This window comes from Streptomyces sp. NBC_01622, from assembly GCF_045209635.1.
GTDB lineage: Bacteria > Actinomycetota > Actinomycetes > Streptomycetales > Streptomycetaceae > Streptomyces.
In genome coordinates, this window is sequence record NZ_CP109293.1 from 5,574,949 (window position 1) to 5,589,171 (window position 14,223).

Here is a 14,223-nt window from a genome sequence, read left to right on the forward strand (position 1 = left end):
ACAACGGGGGCCGACGGGCGAGCTCGCGCGGACGCGGGAGCGGCAGACGCCGGGGCGGCAGACGCAGGAGGAACTGACACCGGAAACGTGAGCGCCCCCCACGCACCCGCCAGAGCCAACCTACCCTTGCTGCCTTCCGGCCCTGGGGGAGTTCAGTCAGATAGCGCCGCGTGAGGGGCTCCGCACAGGCTACAGGATCTGAGCGGGGGGAACGAGTTCGCGAGCACTCCTCAACGTCTTGTATTGTTTGCGGCGGAGGATTCGCCTAGTGGCCTAGGGCGCACGCTTGGAAAGCGTGTTGGGGGCAACCCCTCACGAGTTCGAATCTCGTATCCTCCGCCAGTGCCTCACCGGGCACGATGTCGAAGGGCCCCACCGTTCGCGGTGGGGCCCTTCGTCGTTGTCCGTCTCAGTTTCCGTCTCAGTTTGTCTCTGAGTCCGTTTTCGGGAGCTCCCAAAGGGCGTCGCCAACTTGCTGGGCGACTTTGCGAAGCATGGTCCCCGTCACGTGCATGTACCGAGCGCGCATCCGGGCCGCTCCCCCGGGCTCCCAACCCATGATCGAGTCGATCACGACGTCGGGGACCCCGAGGATCAGGAGGACGGTCGCGGCGGTGTGGCGAGCGTCGTGGAGACGGCCGTTGCGCACGCCCGCGTCCCGGAGAAGCCGCTTCCAGGTGTGGAAGTCGGTGTTGGGGCTGAGAGGGCCGCCGATCGGTGAGGCGAAGACGTACCCCTTGCCCTCCCAGTCGGCGCCGGCCGCGATGCGCTCCCGTTCCTGGGCTTCCTGGTGCTGGCGGAGAATCTTGATCAGCGGATCGGGCAGGCCGATGGTGCGCCGTCCAGCTCGGGACTTGGTGGACTTGTGCTCGCGCCGGGTCTGCTCCCGCTTGGGGCAATAACCAGCTTTCCGGCCGCACGGGTTGGCACCGCAGCCGTGCGCGTACTTGGGGCGGAGTCGGTTCTTGCGGATGCGGACGTACCCGGCGGTGAGGTCGACGTCTTCCCAGTGCAGGCCGAGTGCCTCGCCTTGACGGAGACCAAGCGCCAGGGCGACCACCCAACGCGCGCTGTTGCGGAGCTTGGCCGCTTCGACGAGCAGGCTCTGTACCTCTTCGATCGTGTACGGCTCGATGTCCTCCTCTTCGAGTCGAGGCGCCTTGGCGATCTCGGCCGCGTTGGTGGGCACGTGTCCGCGCCGTACTGCCTCGCTGAGAGCCGTACGGACCGTGCGGTGCACGTGGTGGGCGGTGCCAGCCGCGCTGCCGTTGCTCTGCATCTTTTGGTAGAAGCGCTCCAAGTGCTCGGGCTCCAGCCGATCGAGTCGGTGGGCGCCGAGGCCCGGGACCAGGTGAACACGTACGTCCACCTCGTATCCGGCATACGTGTTCTCGGAGACGTACGGCTTGGCGATGTTCTCGACCCAGTGCTCAAGCCAGCTCTGGACGGTCCAGCCCTTGCCCGGCTTCCGGAGCTTCTTGTCGTCGCGGGCCCGTTCCAACTCGCGTACGGCTTTGGTCACTTCGGCTTTCGTCTTCCGCTCGACGTGACGGCGGTCAGGCTTGCCGTCATCGCGGACGCCGACCGTCACGCGGCCGTGCCATTTGCCGTCCTTGCCGAGGTAGATGGAGGAGGCGCCGTTGGGCTGGCGAGTGCGTTTGGTCTCTGCCATGTCGCCCCCCCCTCAGGCCGCTGCGGAGGGACGGCGGCGGAGTTGGGTGACGTAGGCGGGCAGCGCCTCAGCCGGAACTCGGCGGAGTCGACCGACCGTGACCGATTCGATCTCGCCCGCGAGCACGAGCTTGAAGCACGTCGTACGGCCGATACGGAGTCGCCGTGCCGCCTCTTCGACGGTCAGCAGGACCAAGGACGGGTCGGCCAGTTCCGGGACAGCGGTCAGGGCTCGCGGCTCAGCCACGGGTGGGCTCTCCTTCCGTGCCGGGGGCGGGTTCGAGGGATTCGGCGAGCCAGGCTTCGGTAGAGGAGAGGCCGGTTCCGGCGAAAACCCAGTGCGCGAGTACGTACGTGGTGTTGGTGGTGGGGCCGTTGGCGGGTGTGGCTTGTGCTCGGCGCCGTTCGGTTCGGGCGTCTCGGAGGGCCCCGAGGGTGGTGGAGTACCGGCGGGATTTGGTGGAGAAGTGGCCGCGGAAGCCGAGCATGTGGGCCCAGGCGCGCAGGCGGAGGTGCTCCAGGCTCTTCCGAGCGCCAAGAGTCCAAGCCGTTCGGATGAGGCGCCGGGCATGTTCGCTGATGTCGAGGTGGGCGAGTTCGGTGGCGAACTTGAGGGGGCGGTCGAGCGCTCCCGTGGCTGTCTCGGCGCCCTTGGTTGCGTACTTGGCGATGTAAGCAGCGACGGCTCGTTCGGTGAGTTCCTGGCCGTTGTTGAAGTCGGCGGATCGGATGGTGCGGACGTCGAGTTGGCGACCGAAGGTGAAGGTGTGGGTGCGGTCGTCGATGGTCGGGCCGTCCACGTGGACCTTGGGTGCGGCGGCACGGATCGCGTCGGTGAGCAGCTCGGCCGTGGCCCAGGGCGGGGGTGAAGTGTCTCCGCCGGTGGGGCCGTCGATGCGGATCACGGCGTGAAAGTGGACGGCTCCGCGCTTCTGGTACTCGGCAACCTTGGCGAAGGACACGCGCGCGTGGTCGCGGAACCGACGCTGGGAGAGGCCTGCGCGCTTGGCGACCTCTCGGCGCAGGTAGGTGGAGAAGCGGCGCCAGAGGGGACCGGCGTGGGCGTTCCAGAGGACGGCGGCTTCGTAGTCGTAGGTGTCCGGGTTGAGTGGGGTGCCGAGGGTGTCGTCGTCTTGGTCGTGGTGGACGCCGCAGCGGCAGGGGCGGCCGTCGGTGCGGCGGTTGTGGACCGGGCCGAAGCCGGGGGCGGTGAAGGTGGCGAAGACGCGGGGGTGGGTGGCGACGTGTTCGGGGGTGCCCTTGCCTCCGCGCAATCCTGCGGTGATCAGGTGGAAGGTGTCGCGGCGGTAGACCTCGGAGCAGGCCGGGCAGCGGGTGGTGCGGCGGTTGTTGCAGCGGACGAGGAGTTGGCCAGCCGGGAGGGTCGAGGAGTTGAGGTGGTGGAGGACGGTGCCGATCTGGCCGGTGGTGGTGTCGAGGTCGTATTCGGTGCGGTGGCCGTCGAGGCGGATGGGGTTGGTGCAGCCGCCGAGGCCGGAGAGTTGGCGGAGGATACCCGGGAGGGTGCCTTGCGCGGCCAGGTTCGCTAGTTCGGGGAGTGGGGCCGGGGTGGGGCGGGTGAAGATGGCTTGCTCCTTCTGGCTGGCTCGGTCAGGAGAGACGGGCCCCGGGGCGGCGAAATGCTTGGTCGTGTGCCGCCGCCCCGGAGGCCAGGGGTTGTTCAGGGAGTCGTTCAGCGGCGGTGGTCGCGGAGCATCGAGCGCAGGACCACGGCGGCTATGGCTACGGAGATGGCCGTTACGGCGACGGCGGCCAGGAGCGCGGTGAGGACGACTCCGCCGACGACCAGGGCGACGACCGTGTTGCGGTCGATGGCGACCGGCGGGAGCGAGCGCCGTACGGGCAGCGGGTCGGCCGGGGTGTGGGTGTGTGCGGGCGGCGGGGTCGGGTTGTCTGGGTACTTGGGCAGGAACACGGCGAACCCTTTCTCATCTACTCGTCTAGTCATGTGAGCCGTTTACGACACCCACGCCGGAGCGCGTGCCGGACTCGATGGCGGGGGCGAGGAAGGTGTGGGAGAGCCAGAAGCCGAACAGGGCGATCAGTACGACGATCCAGGTGCGGACGCCGAGGAACTTGACCGCTCCCCAGGCGAAGAAGCCGAGAACGACGACGAGCGGCAGGCTGACGGTCACGGGATGGAACTCCCTTTCAGCGGACGGGGCAGTGGTGGGTGTGAGCCGCCAGTTCGGCAGCGGCGCGGCTGTCGTAGTCGTGCGAGACACCGCAGCGTGGAGCGGTGCAGGCGGCGGTGTGCTTCTCCTGGCCCCGGTCGTCGTAGGACGTGGCGACCTGGACGGGGCCGATGCGGATGACGTTGCGGAAGCGGCGGTTGGGGGTCACGGCTGGTTCTCCTGTCGCAGGCTGGGGGCGGGGAATTCGTGCAGGATGCGGGCTGCTTCGGTGGGGTCCGGGGTGCGTTCTGCGGCCTCTTCGGCGAGGAGCCGGGCCAGTGTCGGGCGGCCGGTGTCGGCCATCTGACGGGCCGCGTCGAGGTAGTCGGCGGCGGTGTTAAAGCAGAAGAGCGGCATGGTCTCCCTGGCTCAGGCGAGTTGGGCGGCGATGGCTTCGGCCATAGGCGCGGGGACGCCGAGGCGGGCGCGGAGGGTTGGGGTGTCGATGGGGGTTCCGGTGCGGGTGTGGTGCTCGGCGGCGACCTTGCGTGCGTGCTCGATCAGGGCGGCCGGGACAGGCACGGCAGGGCGGTTGGGTGGTGCCTCGATGGCCGGTTGCGCGGGCATCTCGGGCAGGGGTTCGGGCGCGCCCTCCTGGACGTCGGCGGCCTCAATATCGTTGGTTGCTGCGGGTGTTGTGGTGTGGGCGAGGAGGGTTCCGCCGAGGAAGGCGACGGCGGGCCAGCCCGCGACGAGGATGCGCAGCCAGGCAGGGACGTCGCCGAGGTCGAGCAGGCCGGCGGTGGCGACGTTCGCACCGAGGGACGCCGTCAGCGCGATGACGAACCAGCACCAGCCGGAGGCCTTCGCTTCGCCGGTCCGCAGTCGGCGCCAGGCGGCGACAAGCAGCAGGTCGACGCTGATGGGGTAGGCCCACGCTTTCCACCCGTCCTGTCCGGCCGCCGAGGCGATGTCGTGCAGGTGGGCGAAGGAGAGGGCGGCGGCGATGAGGGCTTGGACGAGTACCGCGTCGACGCGGGCCAGTTGGGCGCGCATGATGCGGCTCCTTCCGGGTTCGGACATGGGAGGGGTAGGGATATGGCGCGAGGCGGTCACGCCAAACCGGTCTGGGAGAAGGTCAGTTGGTTGCCGAGCGCGGCTGGACGTTGGGGCCCGGGGCTTTGACCGGTTGCGCGGGCGCATACGGCTGGAAGCGCTTGAGCGCGGGCAGGTCGGGCACCAGGTGCGCGGAGTCGCGGCAGATTGCGGCGGCGTCGCCGAGGGAAAAGTAGGGGGTGCGGATGCGGGACCAGCCGCCGGAGGTGTCGCCCGCTACGGCCAGGCCGGGGCGTTCGGGGGCGATGGCGCAGGCGGCGCCGACGGCTTCGGGTGCGATGTCGCCCAGGGCCATCTTGGCGGAGGCTTCGTCGTTGACGCGGTGGCAGACGCGGCCGGTGAGCTGGGCGCGGAGCATGGTGGCGCCCTTGCCGAGTTCGGCGCCGAAGCGCTGTCCGCAGACTTCGAGGTAGATGCCGGCGGCGCGGCCGAGTTGGGCGAGGCGGATGAGCTGGGTGACCATCTCGTCGCGGCGTTCCTCGTCCTTGCGCGTGGCGACGAGGAAGAGTTCGGCCACCTCGTCGACGAACAGCACGATCGGGACCGGGCGTTCACTCTCCGGCAGGCCCCAGATGTCTGAAGTGATCTCCTCGTCGGGGGTGTTGGGGGCGATGCCCTGCCGGGACTTGATCAGGTCGTAGCGGTCCTCCATTTCGTCGATGAGTGCGGGCAGCAGGTCGGCTGCCTGGTCGGGGTCGGTGGCCAGGGCCGAGAGGCGGGCAGCGAACGGGGACAGTTCCACGCCCCGCTTGCAGTCGATGCCGACCAGGGCGACAGGCTGCCGGGCGAGTCCGGCGACCAGGTGGCGCAGGTACATGGACTTGCCCGACAGCGTTGCGCCGAGGGTGAGTTGGTGCGGAACGGTCCGGTAGTCCCGTACGAACGGGGTGGCATCCTCCCGCAGGGCCACCGGCACTTTGAGGAGGCCGGACGGGAGCTTGCGGGTACGCGGCATGCGGACCCGGCGCAGTACGTCGTAGCCGACGAGCCGCAGTTCGACGACGCCGGGCTTGAGGGTGGTGACGTAGACGGCGTGAACTCCCCAGGCGTGGCGCAGTCGTTCGGCGGAGGCGGCGACGTCGGCAGGTTCCTGGCCCGGGGCGAGCCGCAGCCGTATCCGCAGGCCGGTCGTGGTGGGCCGGATGATGCCCCGGCGGGGCGGTACGGGCCGGACCTCACGTCGGGTGGTGGCCTTGACGGCGAGGACGCGAAGCCGGGACGGGGCCACGGTCAGGCCGCAGGCCTCCATGACCGAGCCGTACGAGCTGAGCAGTCGGGTTGTGGATATCGGCAGGCCGATCGTGGACCAGTACGCGGCCGGGTGCTTGGCCCGGGTGTAGGCGGCCCCGCCGCCGAGTGCGGCGAGGGGACCACCCACCTCCAGGAGCGTCGTCAGGTCGGTCATCAGGCAGCGACCCCGGCCGTGACCGGGAACGCGGCCGGAGTGACGGCGGCGGCGCGGAAGGCAATGCCGTGACGCTGCTGCCCGTTGAACACGCTCTCCCACGGCCGGGCAACCAGCCCCGGCAGCGAGACCGGAGCTCCGAGCGCCAGCCCCTCGGACACCCCGCCCTCGGGGACGGTGACCTTGATGAGGGACGACTCGCCCTCCTCGATGTAGACGACGCCGAGCGTCATCAGCGCCTCGCCGCTGACGGCGTCCTTGGCGATCTCGCCGGTCTGACGGTCGCGGACCTTCGGCTCCGGGGCCTCGGTCAGCAGGATCGTCGCGGCGGCGGTCTCAACACGGATGGTACGCAAGGAAGTTTCCCTATCTACTCGTCTATACATGTAGCGATCCGAGAACCCGATCTCCGGGTTCGTGCGGACCACCCTGTCACACAACTTGCCCACTCGTCTATACGAGTATGCATGTTGGGGTGTACGAGTTCGGGAAGCGTCCCCCGCGCACCACCGCCCATCACGCGATCAGGTCGCGGGGAGCTGGTACGACAGCACGTACGCGTCCGCCGCCATGACCGTGTCGCAGACCTCCACCGCCCGCCCTTCCGTGTCGTACGCGGTGCGGACGAGGTGGATCACCGGCACGCCGGAAGCCAGCCGGAGCGTCTTCACCTCGGTGGGCGAGGGCATCCGGGCACGGATCTCCTCCTCGAAGTGGTCGAGGTGGTGGCCGAGTTCTTCGAGGCGGGCGTAGATGCCGCCGGGGCCCGGGTTGGGATCGGCGATCTGCGTACCGCGCGCGATGTCGAGGGGGAGGTAGGAGGTGGCGAACTCGACCGGCTTCCCGTCGAGGAGATACCGGCGCCGGCGGGCGAGCACGCGCCGCACGGAACCGAGCCGGGTGGAGATGTCCTGGCTGGCCTTCTCCTCCTTCACCTCCAGACTGTCGACCTGGGGATGGCTGCCGGCGGCGTCGGCCTCGACGATGAACGCGGACTTCCCCTGCTCGCGGTGACGGCGGGCGAACCGGTCGGAGGCGAGCCGCCGTACAGGCGGCCGGGGACGGACGAAGACGCCCTTGCCGTGCTCGGCGTGCACCAGGCCCTCGCCCTGGAGGACGGAGAAGGAGTTGCGGACGGTCATCCGGGACACCCCGTAGTGCTCGACGAGGTCAGCCTCGGAGGGCAGCTTTTCGCCCTCCTTGAAACGCCCACGGTCGATGGCCTCGCGCAGTTGGTCGGCGATCTGCCGGAAGACCGCACGATCACTCGTGGGGTCGAGATCGCCGAGCAGGCCGGAACGGAGAGGGCTCACGTTGAGTACTCCTTTAGGTATCTAGACGAGTGGGCGAGTGTTGTTGCTACGGTGGAGAGCCTAGCCAGCCGGGAGGGCCGAGGAACGTGAGCACTGACCGTCCGCACTCCGTGAGCGTCGCCGGAGTCATCGTCGACGACCACGGCCGCGCCCTCCTGATCAAGCGCCGGGACAACGGCAAGTGGGAACCCCCGGGTGGCGTCGTCGAGCGAGACGAAACCCTCCCCGAGGCCCTCCAGCGCGAAGTCCTCGAAGAAACCGGCATCAAGATCGCACTGCCTGCGACCCTCACAGGCGTCTACAAGAACATGACCGGGCTGATCGTCTCCCTGGTCTTCCGCTGCCAGGCCGCCGACGGCACACCCACCACCGGGGACGAGACCCGCGCACTGCGCTGGGCCACCCGCGAAGAAGTATCCGAACTCGCCGACGAGGCATACGCGATCCGCGTCCTGGACGCACTCGACGCGGCGTCTCCGCCGGCCATCCGCGCCCACGACGGCGTGAAACTCGTCTAGCCCGAACCCGCTGCACATGGCGGCCTACCAGCACGAAGGAACTTGTATGCACGAGTATACGAGCACTGCGCGGGTCTGGGGGCTCACTTGCCCAGGTTTCCCGGAAGAGGTCAGCAGGGCGCGGCGCTGGACGCGGGACATCCTGCGCGGCTCGCCCCTGGCCGAAGACGCCGAACTGATCGTGAGCGAGCTGAGCGCGAACGCGATCCTGCACACGGCCAGTGGGCGAGAGGCCGGCAGCTTCCACCTGGCGCTTGCGGTGTCGTCGCAGGTGGTCGCCCTGTCAGTGACGGATGGCGGGGGCGCCGGGACGGCTCCGAAGGCCGAGCACCAGGACCAGGAGGCAGAGCACGGCCGAGGGCTGGGCATGGTCAGTGCCATTGCGCACCGGGTCGTGATCCACGACAGCGACGGCGGCCATACGGTCACCGCGGAGCTCTTCACGGACGTACGACGAGGAGGGCACCCATGCTGAACACGACGACCGACCCAGGCTTTTGGTGCGAGTGCTGGACCCGGCACTTGGACGACAGCCAGCCGCCAACGCTCTTCGGCTCCTACGACGCGTACACAGAGACCGAGGCGAACAACTGGGTCTCCGAGATCCTGCGCACCATCTCACCGGAACTCGACTCCGACGCCTCCCAGGAGGCATGGGAACGACTCTACGACCACCGCATCAACACCCGACGGGCCCTGTTGCGCCGCGTGCCCTGGACGGTGTCCGTCATCCACGCCCGAACACTCATCACCTGGACCGTAAGCCCAGTCACCTTCCTGCCGCTGGCACACCGTCAGGCCGCAGAACTCCCCACATGCGCATACGACTTCAAGCCGCGCTCCAGTAGCTGACGAGCCTCCACCAAGAGGTCAGCGTGGCACCCGGCCAGCGGTGAACCCTTCGCCATCCTGGAATTCGATCAGGACCCCACTGTTAACGAGGTAGACCCAGCACTCAGAACAGCACTCCAAAATCATGTCGGCATGCGTGGCCACCAGGCCGACCTCCAGGGCGAGCGAGGGCACCGCGAGATTGCCCCAGAACACGACTGCCAACTCGTCCGGACGAGCGAGCCCGCCCAACAGTCCCCGAAGCTCCCCACCGTCGAATGCTGGGGAGCTCTGGAGTACTTCAACACCACTCCAGTCCAGGCGAGATGACCCCACAGAACCGAAGCGGCTCAAGCTCACCGCGGCGAACGATCGGTCCTCGTCATACGACAGCACCACCGCCTTGCCTCCAGCAGCGGCCAGAAGCGCCGCGATCACATCAGGCTGTGCTCCATAGCCGATCTCAGCGCTCACGACACTCCCTTGCATCCACCGCCTTCTGGGATGCACGAGCGAGCCCTTTCCTCAGACAGCACAGCACCCAGCCGTGAGGCACACCCCCAACAGCACCATCCAACCTACTGAGTTACAACTTTCTCTACTGGTTCAAGGCGGCTCGCTCCGCTCCCCGCGCGCGGCCCAGCCCCCGGCCGGGCCTGCGCTCCTGTCTCCGCCCCGCTCCAGCCCGGCCGGCGCCCGGGCCGCGCTCACGGCAACCAACCACCGAGGGTCAGAGAAAAGGTACGTCACAGCTAGGCCAGCTCCGCCATGCTAGCCAGGCACTCTGGCGCGAGCTTCAAAGAGCATCGCCCCAACATCGTGCTTTACCGCACAGGTCGGCTGGCTGTACCGCAAAGTCGTTAGCGGGCGTATGCGAGCGGTAGCTACACGCGCAGTCGATCAGCCAACTGCTCCACTCGCTGGAGACAGCGGGCCAAACTGGGCGACTCTTCTGCAGCCACTCGGGGTCTCCATTGCCTCTGCCCGAAATCCCGAATATCAGAAGCGTAAGTTGGGCCTACAGAAGTGCCACTTTTGGGCCTTGGAACCAATCCCTCTCTAATGTCTCTCTTTCGCGACTTGCGTGCGAGATTGATGATCTCTTGCTTGGGGTCACCTAGCGCATCGGGATTCCTTGGAATCTTGCTTTCAGCAACCCCAAGGAAATCGGCAATGGCTTCCCTATCTGCAAGTAGCCATCCCTCAAGTTCGGCAACCGCCACGCGAAAAACCATATTCTCGGAGGGCTGAGGAAGCCACGCCGACAACTTCTCAACGACACAACCGTCAGCCGAGTCCAAGTCAACAAGAACAAACCAGGGAAAATGTAACGCCGCCTTATTGTAGGCGGGCAGTCTTTTCAGCAAAGAATCTTTGCCATTCTTACCCTGGACCATCTTTACCGTCAGCCCAAACTCTCGCAGGATAGAGCGAACGGCGCCTTCGTCGGAGATTCCCTCAACCCCCACCATGACTTGACTCATGCCTACCCCACAAAGAAGCTCAGTTGTCCAGCTTCTTCGGGAGCTGTTAGCTCTTTCAAAATGTCTCCCAGAGGCACACCAGCCTCGCGCAGTGCCTGTAGATCTGACCGCTCGGACAAAGAAGTTACCGTAGTCCCCTCCGACTCCGGGATCAGGGCCAAAACTTCATCTGATCCAATTCCTGAGTCGTTCAAGATCTCAGGGGAGTGAGAGCTGACCAGGATCTGGCGAGAAGACCTGCGCTGAACTCGCGCGAACATCTGCGGGATGTAGCGCACCACCTCAGGGTGAAGCGAAAGTTCAGGCTCCTCAAGGAGCAATGGCCCCTTGGAATCAGCTACGGCCCAGAGCAACCCGAGCAGCCGCAGGGTGCCATCAGAGAAATGGTCCTCCGATTGCCAGGCACCGTTCGGCCTCCAGTGTTGATACTTGCCCCGAAGGTGAGGAACTCCACGAATATCTGGCTGTAGTTCAAGAGTTTGCAGCTGGGGAACTGCAACCTTGAGCGCATCAACAATTTTGCGCAGCCTAGAATCGCGTGTAGCCTTCGGGGTTCTAGCGATCTGCTCAAGGAAGTCGCCGCCAAACGGATCATTCTTTTTGCCGACAGATCGGTCTGGCTCGCGAACGAGTTGAGGGACGATGTGCATGTAACTCAAGCTCGAGAAAAACTCAGCAACGACCCTGAATTTACGGTTGACATTCACCTGCTCCAGATGGGTCTGCTTCAGGCGCTCAGCATCATCACGATCGCCTGCATCGGGCCTACGAAGCACATCTTTCCCGCGATATTTTACAACCTCTGACTCGATAATTGGTCGGCGATTATTGTCTTGCTTGAACTGTAGTTCATAGTGCCACTCATTGGGAACCACATCGTTTCCGAGTGTCACCTTTAGAGAAATCGACGGATACCTTCGAGCAGCGAACGATCGAATCATGCTTACGCCACCTCGCTTAGCAACTGCCGCCTCAAATCCACCTCCCACGGAGACGATTTCAGCAAGGAATCGAAAGCAGTCCAGGAAATTTGACTTTCCCGAGGCATTAGGGCCAACCAAGAACATCCTCTGCTGTAGATCAACGGAGAAGCTTGTGAAGTTTCTCCAGTTGGCCACTTGAAGGCTAGTAAAGCGCATGCTCCTTCGCTCTAGAGGTTCAGGAGCAGTCTCATCGTTAGTGTCACTCATACGCCCTCCCTGGGATTTGAGGAGTCGCCACCATCTTGCATTAGAGATCGTATCGCCCTGGAAGCTTCGCTGTCAGCGTTCCAGGCAGCTAGAGCTGTGTCCACAGGCACATGCCGTGGAGGGGGCCGCCTGTTTACTACTCGTACAGTTTCCCAGCCAGGTATCTCGTGGGGGTGGGAGAGAGATCGCCGCATCCCAGATCCTGCGGCGAACCGCAGACACCAACCATCAGCTGACCTGGAGATGAGACTCCTCGATCGGAGGTCAGCATGGCAACAATCCCTAGATCGACCACGCTTCCTAAGCCGAGTCTTGAGGAGCAAAGAGTTCTGAGTGGCCTTCACGCGCCGGCCGTCCCGACTTACTCTCGTCGTCGACACTGGCAGCGTGGCTAAGGACGGTACGGGTACAGCGAGGCATACGCGCGCCCTGCCAGTCGGCTATCCCGCCGTCGTGGCGGACTGTCGTCGGCCAAGGCTCAGACGGGCCGTGCATCGATCCAAATTGGGCCATGCCTGGCCATCCAACGTCGCTCGGTAGCAGCCAATGGCGACCAATCACGCCCCGTCAGGAACACACGGCCATTGGCATGCCAAGCGCAGATCCAGCTCCCAAGATCCCTGACAAGACCCCAGAGCAAGAAGATCAAGTCTTGTCTCGCCATTATTGGGCTCCGCCAACTGTGTTGATGTGCAAGCCCCACACTCGGCGACTCAAGCAGTCTCGAACTCGTTCTTCATATCCTCAATGGCCGACTTCATCCGAGAGTCATCCGTCTCGCGATAACGCGAGTAAAAGAACTGCGGCACTCTAGTGGCTTTACTTCGCACAGCGAAGATATCATCTTGAATTTTCCTGCAAGATTTGATGAGCCTCTTCTTTTGTTGTGCAGATAGTTGCAGGGTTGCCCATTCAAGTTCGGACGAGATCCGAGCTTTCACAGCTGACCTATCTGTTATGGTCTGTCGCTGAGAGTTAATAACCTCCCAAGCAAGAGATACAACCGCCAGCGAAGGCGCATACCACCTCAGCAATAGATTCATGGTAGTTAGATTTGTCAATACGCCGAGCGTCACTCCAAGTGAAAGCCAGGCGATTAGGACCGTGATAACAAGATTCTTCCAGCGCTTCCGCAGCCGCATGTCCCAGGTGACATTTGATCTCTGACTCAATAGCACTGCCACTGGCAGTGGGAATTCGGACACGTCGGCATAGTAGTCACACAGCTGATTGGTGTCCCCTTTGAACTTTGATGCCAACTCGCGAATTCTCTCCGGGTCCACCTTGTCATTTTTTTCGGCCCATTCCATACCATATACATAAGTATCGAAGTGCTCCTGCAACTTCGCGGCTTCAGCGCATCGCAACTTCGCAAGCGGGGCGAGCAGTACAGCGGATACTAAGGCCCACACGAATCCCGCAATAATGAGCGCGGGATTGGTTTTTTCCAGGCACGCGAAAACTGCAGCCGTCACAGCTAAGGCGAGAGATGGCACGTAGCGCAACCACTCCACTCTACGAGCCGAATAATGTGCTGCGTTGACGGCTTTATTCAGGAGTAGGCCACGGTCGTCGTTCTGTCTTTCATTGATCAATTCGCACCCCTAGAGATATTCCCACTCCGGAAATGGGCGACCGTATACGTCAGCCCAGGCTCTTACGGCTCGCCCCTGCTCTCCTTCGCTTTGTGCGATAAGCGCTGAAATCGACTTCCCTGCCGACGCTTTGCAGAGTGACTCGAAAGCCGCCCTTTCTGACTTCGCAAGATACTCAGAAAGGTCTCCTTGATGACGAGCCGGATCTGCTATGTTTATACTTCTCGATGCCAACTCAAAGAATTCGAAACTAGCGATCGAATAATCACTATTCAGCTGCGGAGCAAGTTCGGCAGCAAGAGATTCGAGATGGTAGGAACGAACCATACCTCCATGTTTTGCATTCCATTGCTTCAACCCTCTAGTGAACTTAGGCAAGCAGATTTCTGACGCAATGTCCTGCCGCTTGAAATAATCTTCTTGGGCGCAAGGGTCCGTAATCCTCCATCCATCGCTACCATCCGGAAATAGGTAGCCTTTTCGATCACCCTTCACGGCAGGAAGGAGATCCAAGGAGATTCCGTCCGAATATTCTAGCCTGACAACCTCTTGGAACTCATAAACCTGAACAGTAGAATCTTCTACTTGCCCAAGCGTTTCCCTAATGCCCGTCAGCAGGGTGTGCGATCCCAAAATCTCAATCGGAGTCACCCTCTCAAATTCCAGCATGACATCGACGTCGCTGTGTCCCCGAATCGCCGTCCGCCTTGCATAGGACCCCATTACTCTATGCTGCACAAATATGGGCGATCCCACTGACGGCATCTCGCGCATTTTTGTGGCCACTTTTTCTACACGCTCAAGCGCTCGCTCAACCTGTTGCTTAGAAGGTGTGATCAATTCGTAGAATCGATTAAAGGCTGCGCCTACCCGTGCGTCCATGTAGAGACTTCTGTTCCCCAAATAAACCAAATCATCACTTGCGTTCGACGATATCGGAAGTTTCCGGAACAGTCTTGGGTTTA

The 14,223-nt window shown here is 63.9% G+C and carries 20 protein-coding genes, 1 tRNA gene and 1 other RNA gene; 5 read left to right on the forward strand and 17 right to left on the reverse strand.

All coding sequences use genetic code 11. The features are described from left to right. Nucleotides 1-84: 84 nt before the first annotated feature. Nucleotides 85-183, reverse strand: an RNA gene (ffs, locus tag OH768_RS25495) — signal recognition particle sRNA small type. A 71-nt stretch (nucleotides 184-254) separates the two neighbouring features. Here ffs and OH768_RS25500 point away from each other — a divergent pair. Beyond that, nucleotides 255-342: transfer RNA gene (locus tag OH768_RS25500), tRNA-Ser, on the forward strand. A 79-nt stretch (nucleotides 343-421) separates the two neighbouring features. On the opposite strand, the gene OH768_RS25505 is transcribed toward OH768_RS25500, so the two are convergent. From OH768_RS25505 to OH768_RS25515, 3 genes are read right to left on the reverse strand one after another with little or no spacing between them, the layout of a single operon-like run. Then, complete coding sequence (locus OH768_RS25505) at nucleotides 422-1,672, reverse strand: tyrosine-type recombinase/integrase (protein ID WP_406457268.1); 1,251 nt, start codon at nucleotides 1,670-1,672, stop codon at nucleotides 422-424. Nucleotides 1,673-1,684: 12 nt separating this feature from the next. Beyond that, complete coding sequence (locus tag OH768_RS25510) at nucleotides 1,685-1,918, reverse strand: excisionase family DNA-binding protein (RefSeq protein ID WP_405841700.1); 234 nt, start codon at nucleotides 1,916-1,918, stop codon at nucleotides 1,685-1,687. Then, nucleotides 1,911-3,143 (reverse strand): replication initiator, encoded by a 1,233-nt coding sequence (locus OH768_RS25515; RefSeq protein ID WP_406465438.1) that lies wholly within the window; start codon nucleotides 3,141-3,143, stop codon nucleotides 1,911-1,913. The genes OH768_RS25510 and OH768_RS25515 overlap by 8 nt, the downstream gene beginning before the upstream one ends. On the opposite strand from OH768_RS25515, the gene OH768_RS25520 reads away from it, so the two are divergent. Further along, on the forward strand, nucleotides 3,069-3,221 hold the full coding sequence (locus tag OH768_RS25520; RefSeq protein ID WP_406457271.1) for a hypothetical protein: 153 nt from the start codon (nucleotides 3,069-3,071) through the stop codon (nucleotides 3,219-3,221). The two genes, OH768_RS25515 and OH768_RS25520, sit on opposite strands and share 75 nt — an antisense overlap. Nucleotides 3,222-3,364: 143 nt before the next feature. Here OH768_RS25520 and OH768_RS25525 read toward each other — a convergent pair whose 3' ends face one another. From OH768_RS25525 to OH768_RS25560, 8 genes are all read right to left on the reverse strand, one after another. Next, the gene (locus tag OH768_RS25525; protein WP_406465440.1) at nucleotides 3,365-3,607 is read right to left on the reverse strand and encodes a SpdD protein; all 243 of its coding nucleotides are present in this window, start codon (nucleotides 3,605-3,607) and stop codon (nucleotides 3,365-3,367) included. A gap of 25 nt (nucleotides 3,608-3,632) precedes the next feature. Beyond that, complete coding sequence (locus tag OH768_RS25530) at nucleotides 3,633-3,827, reverse strand: hypothetical protein (RefSeq protein WP_019075277.1); 195 nt, start codon at nucleotides 3,825-3,827, stop codon at nucleotides 3,633-3,635. 16 nt (nucleotides 3,828-3,843) lie between these two features. Next, a complete protein-coding gene (locus OH768_RS25535; protein WP_406457273.1) occupies nucleotides 3,844-4,035 on the reverse strand; it encodes a mobile element transfer protein in 192 nt (63 codons plus the stop codon). Next, the gene (locus OH768_RS25540; protein WP_406457275.1) at nucleotides 4,032-4,223 is read right to left on the reverse strand and encodes a hypothetical protein; all 192 of its coding nucleotides are present in this window, start codon (nucleotides 4,221-4,223) and stop codon (nucleotides 4,032-4,034) included. The genes OH768_RS25535 and OH768_RS25540 overlap by 4 nt, the downstream gene beginning before the upstream one ends. Before the next feature lie 12 nt (nucleotides 4,224-4,235). Beyond that, nucleotides 4,236-4,862 carry a DUF2637 domain-containing protein gene (locus OH768_RS25545; protein ID WP_406457277.1) on the reverse strand — a complete coding sequence of 209 codons (627 nt, stop codon included), beginning with the start codon at nucleotides 4,860-4,862 and terminating at the stop codon, nucleotides 4,236-4,238. Between the two features lie 82 nt (nucleotides 4,863-4,944). Next, on the reverse strand, nucleotides 4,945-6,327 hold the full coding sequence (locus tag OH768_RS25550; RefSeq protein WP_406457279.1) for an FtsK/SpoIIIE domain-containing protein: 1,383 nt from the start codon (nucleotides 6,325-6,327) through the stop codon (nucleotides 4,945-4,947). After that, a complete protein-coding gene (locus tag OH768_RS25555; RefSeq protein WP_200715642.1) occupies nucleotides 6,327-6,683 on the reverse strand; it encodes a hypothetical protein in 357 nt (118 codons plus the stop codon). The genes OH768_RS25550 and OH768_RS25555 overlap by 1 nt, the downstream gene beginning before the upstream one ends. Before the next feature lie 168 nt (nucleotides 6,684-6,851). Then, on the reverse strand, nucleotides 6,852-7,640 hold the full coding sequence (locus OH768_RS25560) for a GntR family transcriptional regulator (protein ID WP_406457282.1): 789 nt from the start codon (nucleotides 7,638-7,640) through the stop codon (nucleotides 6,852-6,854). 110 nt (nucleotides 7,641-7,750) lie between these two features. Between OH768_RS25560 and OH768_RS25565 the strand changes: the two genes are divergently transcribed. Genes OH768_RS25565 through OH768_RS25575 form a run of 3 tightly spaced genes read left to right on the forward strand, consistent with a single transcriptional unit; the run spans nucleotide 7,751 to nucleotide 9,010 of the window. Continuing rightward, nucleotides 7,751-8,158, forward strand: a complete 408-nt coding sequence (locus tag OH768_RS25565) for an NUDIX hydrolase (RefSeq protein WP_200715647.1) — start codon at nucleotides 7,751-7,753, stop codon at nucleotides 8,156-8,158. 46 nt (nucleotides 8,159-8,204) lie between these two features. Further along, on the forward strand, nucleotides 8,205-8,633 hold the full coding sequence (locus tag OH768_RS25570) for an ATP-binding protein (RefSeq protein WP_406457284.1): 429 nt from the start codon (nucleotides 8,205-8,207) through the stop codon (nucleotides 8,631-8,633). Beyond that, the gene (locus tag OH768_RS25575; protein ID WP_406457286.1) at nucleotides 8,627-9,010 is read left to right on the forward strand and encodes a hypothetical protein; all 384 of its coding nucleotides are present in this window, start codon (nucleotides 8,627-8,629) and stop codon (nucleotides 9,008-9,010) included. The genes OH768_RS25570 and OH768_RS25575 overlap by 7 nt, the downstream gene beginning before the upstream one ends. An 18-nt stretch (nucleotides 9,011-9,028) precedes the next feature. On the opposite strand, the gene OH768_RS25580 is transcribed toward OH768_RS25575, so the two are convergent. The 5 genes from OH768_RS25580 to OH768_RS25600 all read right to left on the reverse strand — a co-directional run bounded on the left by OH768_RS25580 (nucleotide 9,029) and on the right by OH768_RS25600 (nucleotide 14,140). Beyond that, the gene (locus tag OH768_RS25580) at nucleotides 9,029-9,463 is read right to left on the reverse strand and encodes a hypothetical protein (protein ID WP_406457288.1); all 435 of its coding nucleotides are present in this window, start codon (nucleotides 9,461-9,463) and stop codon (nucleotides 9,029-9,031) included. A 410-nt stretch (nucleotides 9,464-9,873) separates the two neighbouring features. After that, nucleotides 9,874-10,473 carry a hypothetical protein gene (locus OH768_RS25585; RefSeq protein ID WP_406457290.1) on the reverse strand — a complete coding sequence of 200 codons (600 nt, stop codon included), beginning with the start codon at nucleotides 10,471-10,473 and terminating at the stop codon, nucleotides 9,874-9,876. Nucleotides 10,474-10,475: 2 nt separating this feature from the next. Continuing rightward, nucleotides 10,476-11,591, reverse strand: coding sequence for an AAA family ATPase (locus tag OH768_RS25590; protein WP_406457292.1), 1,116 nt, complete (start codon nucleotides 11,589-11,591; stop codon nucleotides 10,476-10,478). A gap of 785 nt (nucleotides 11,592-12,376) precedes the next feature. Then, on the reverse strand, nucleotides 12,377-13,258 hold the full coding sequence (locus OH768_RS25595; RefSeq protein ID WP_406457294.1) for an S-4TM family putative pore-forming effector: 882 nt from the start codon (nucleotides 13,256-13,258) through the stop codon (nucleotides 12,377-12,379). Nucleotides 13,259-13,267: 9 nt separating this feature from the next. After that, on the reverse strand, nucleotides 13,268-14,140 hold the full coding sequence (locus OH768_RS25600; protein ID WP_406457296.1) for an SMODS domain-containing nucleotidyltransferase: 873 nt from the start codon (nucleotides 14,138-14,140) through the stop codon (nucleotides 13,268-13,270). Nucleotides 14,141-14,223 lie beyond the last annotated feature (83 nt).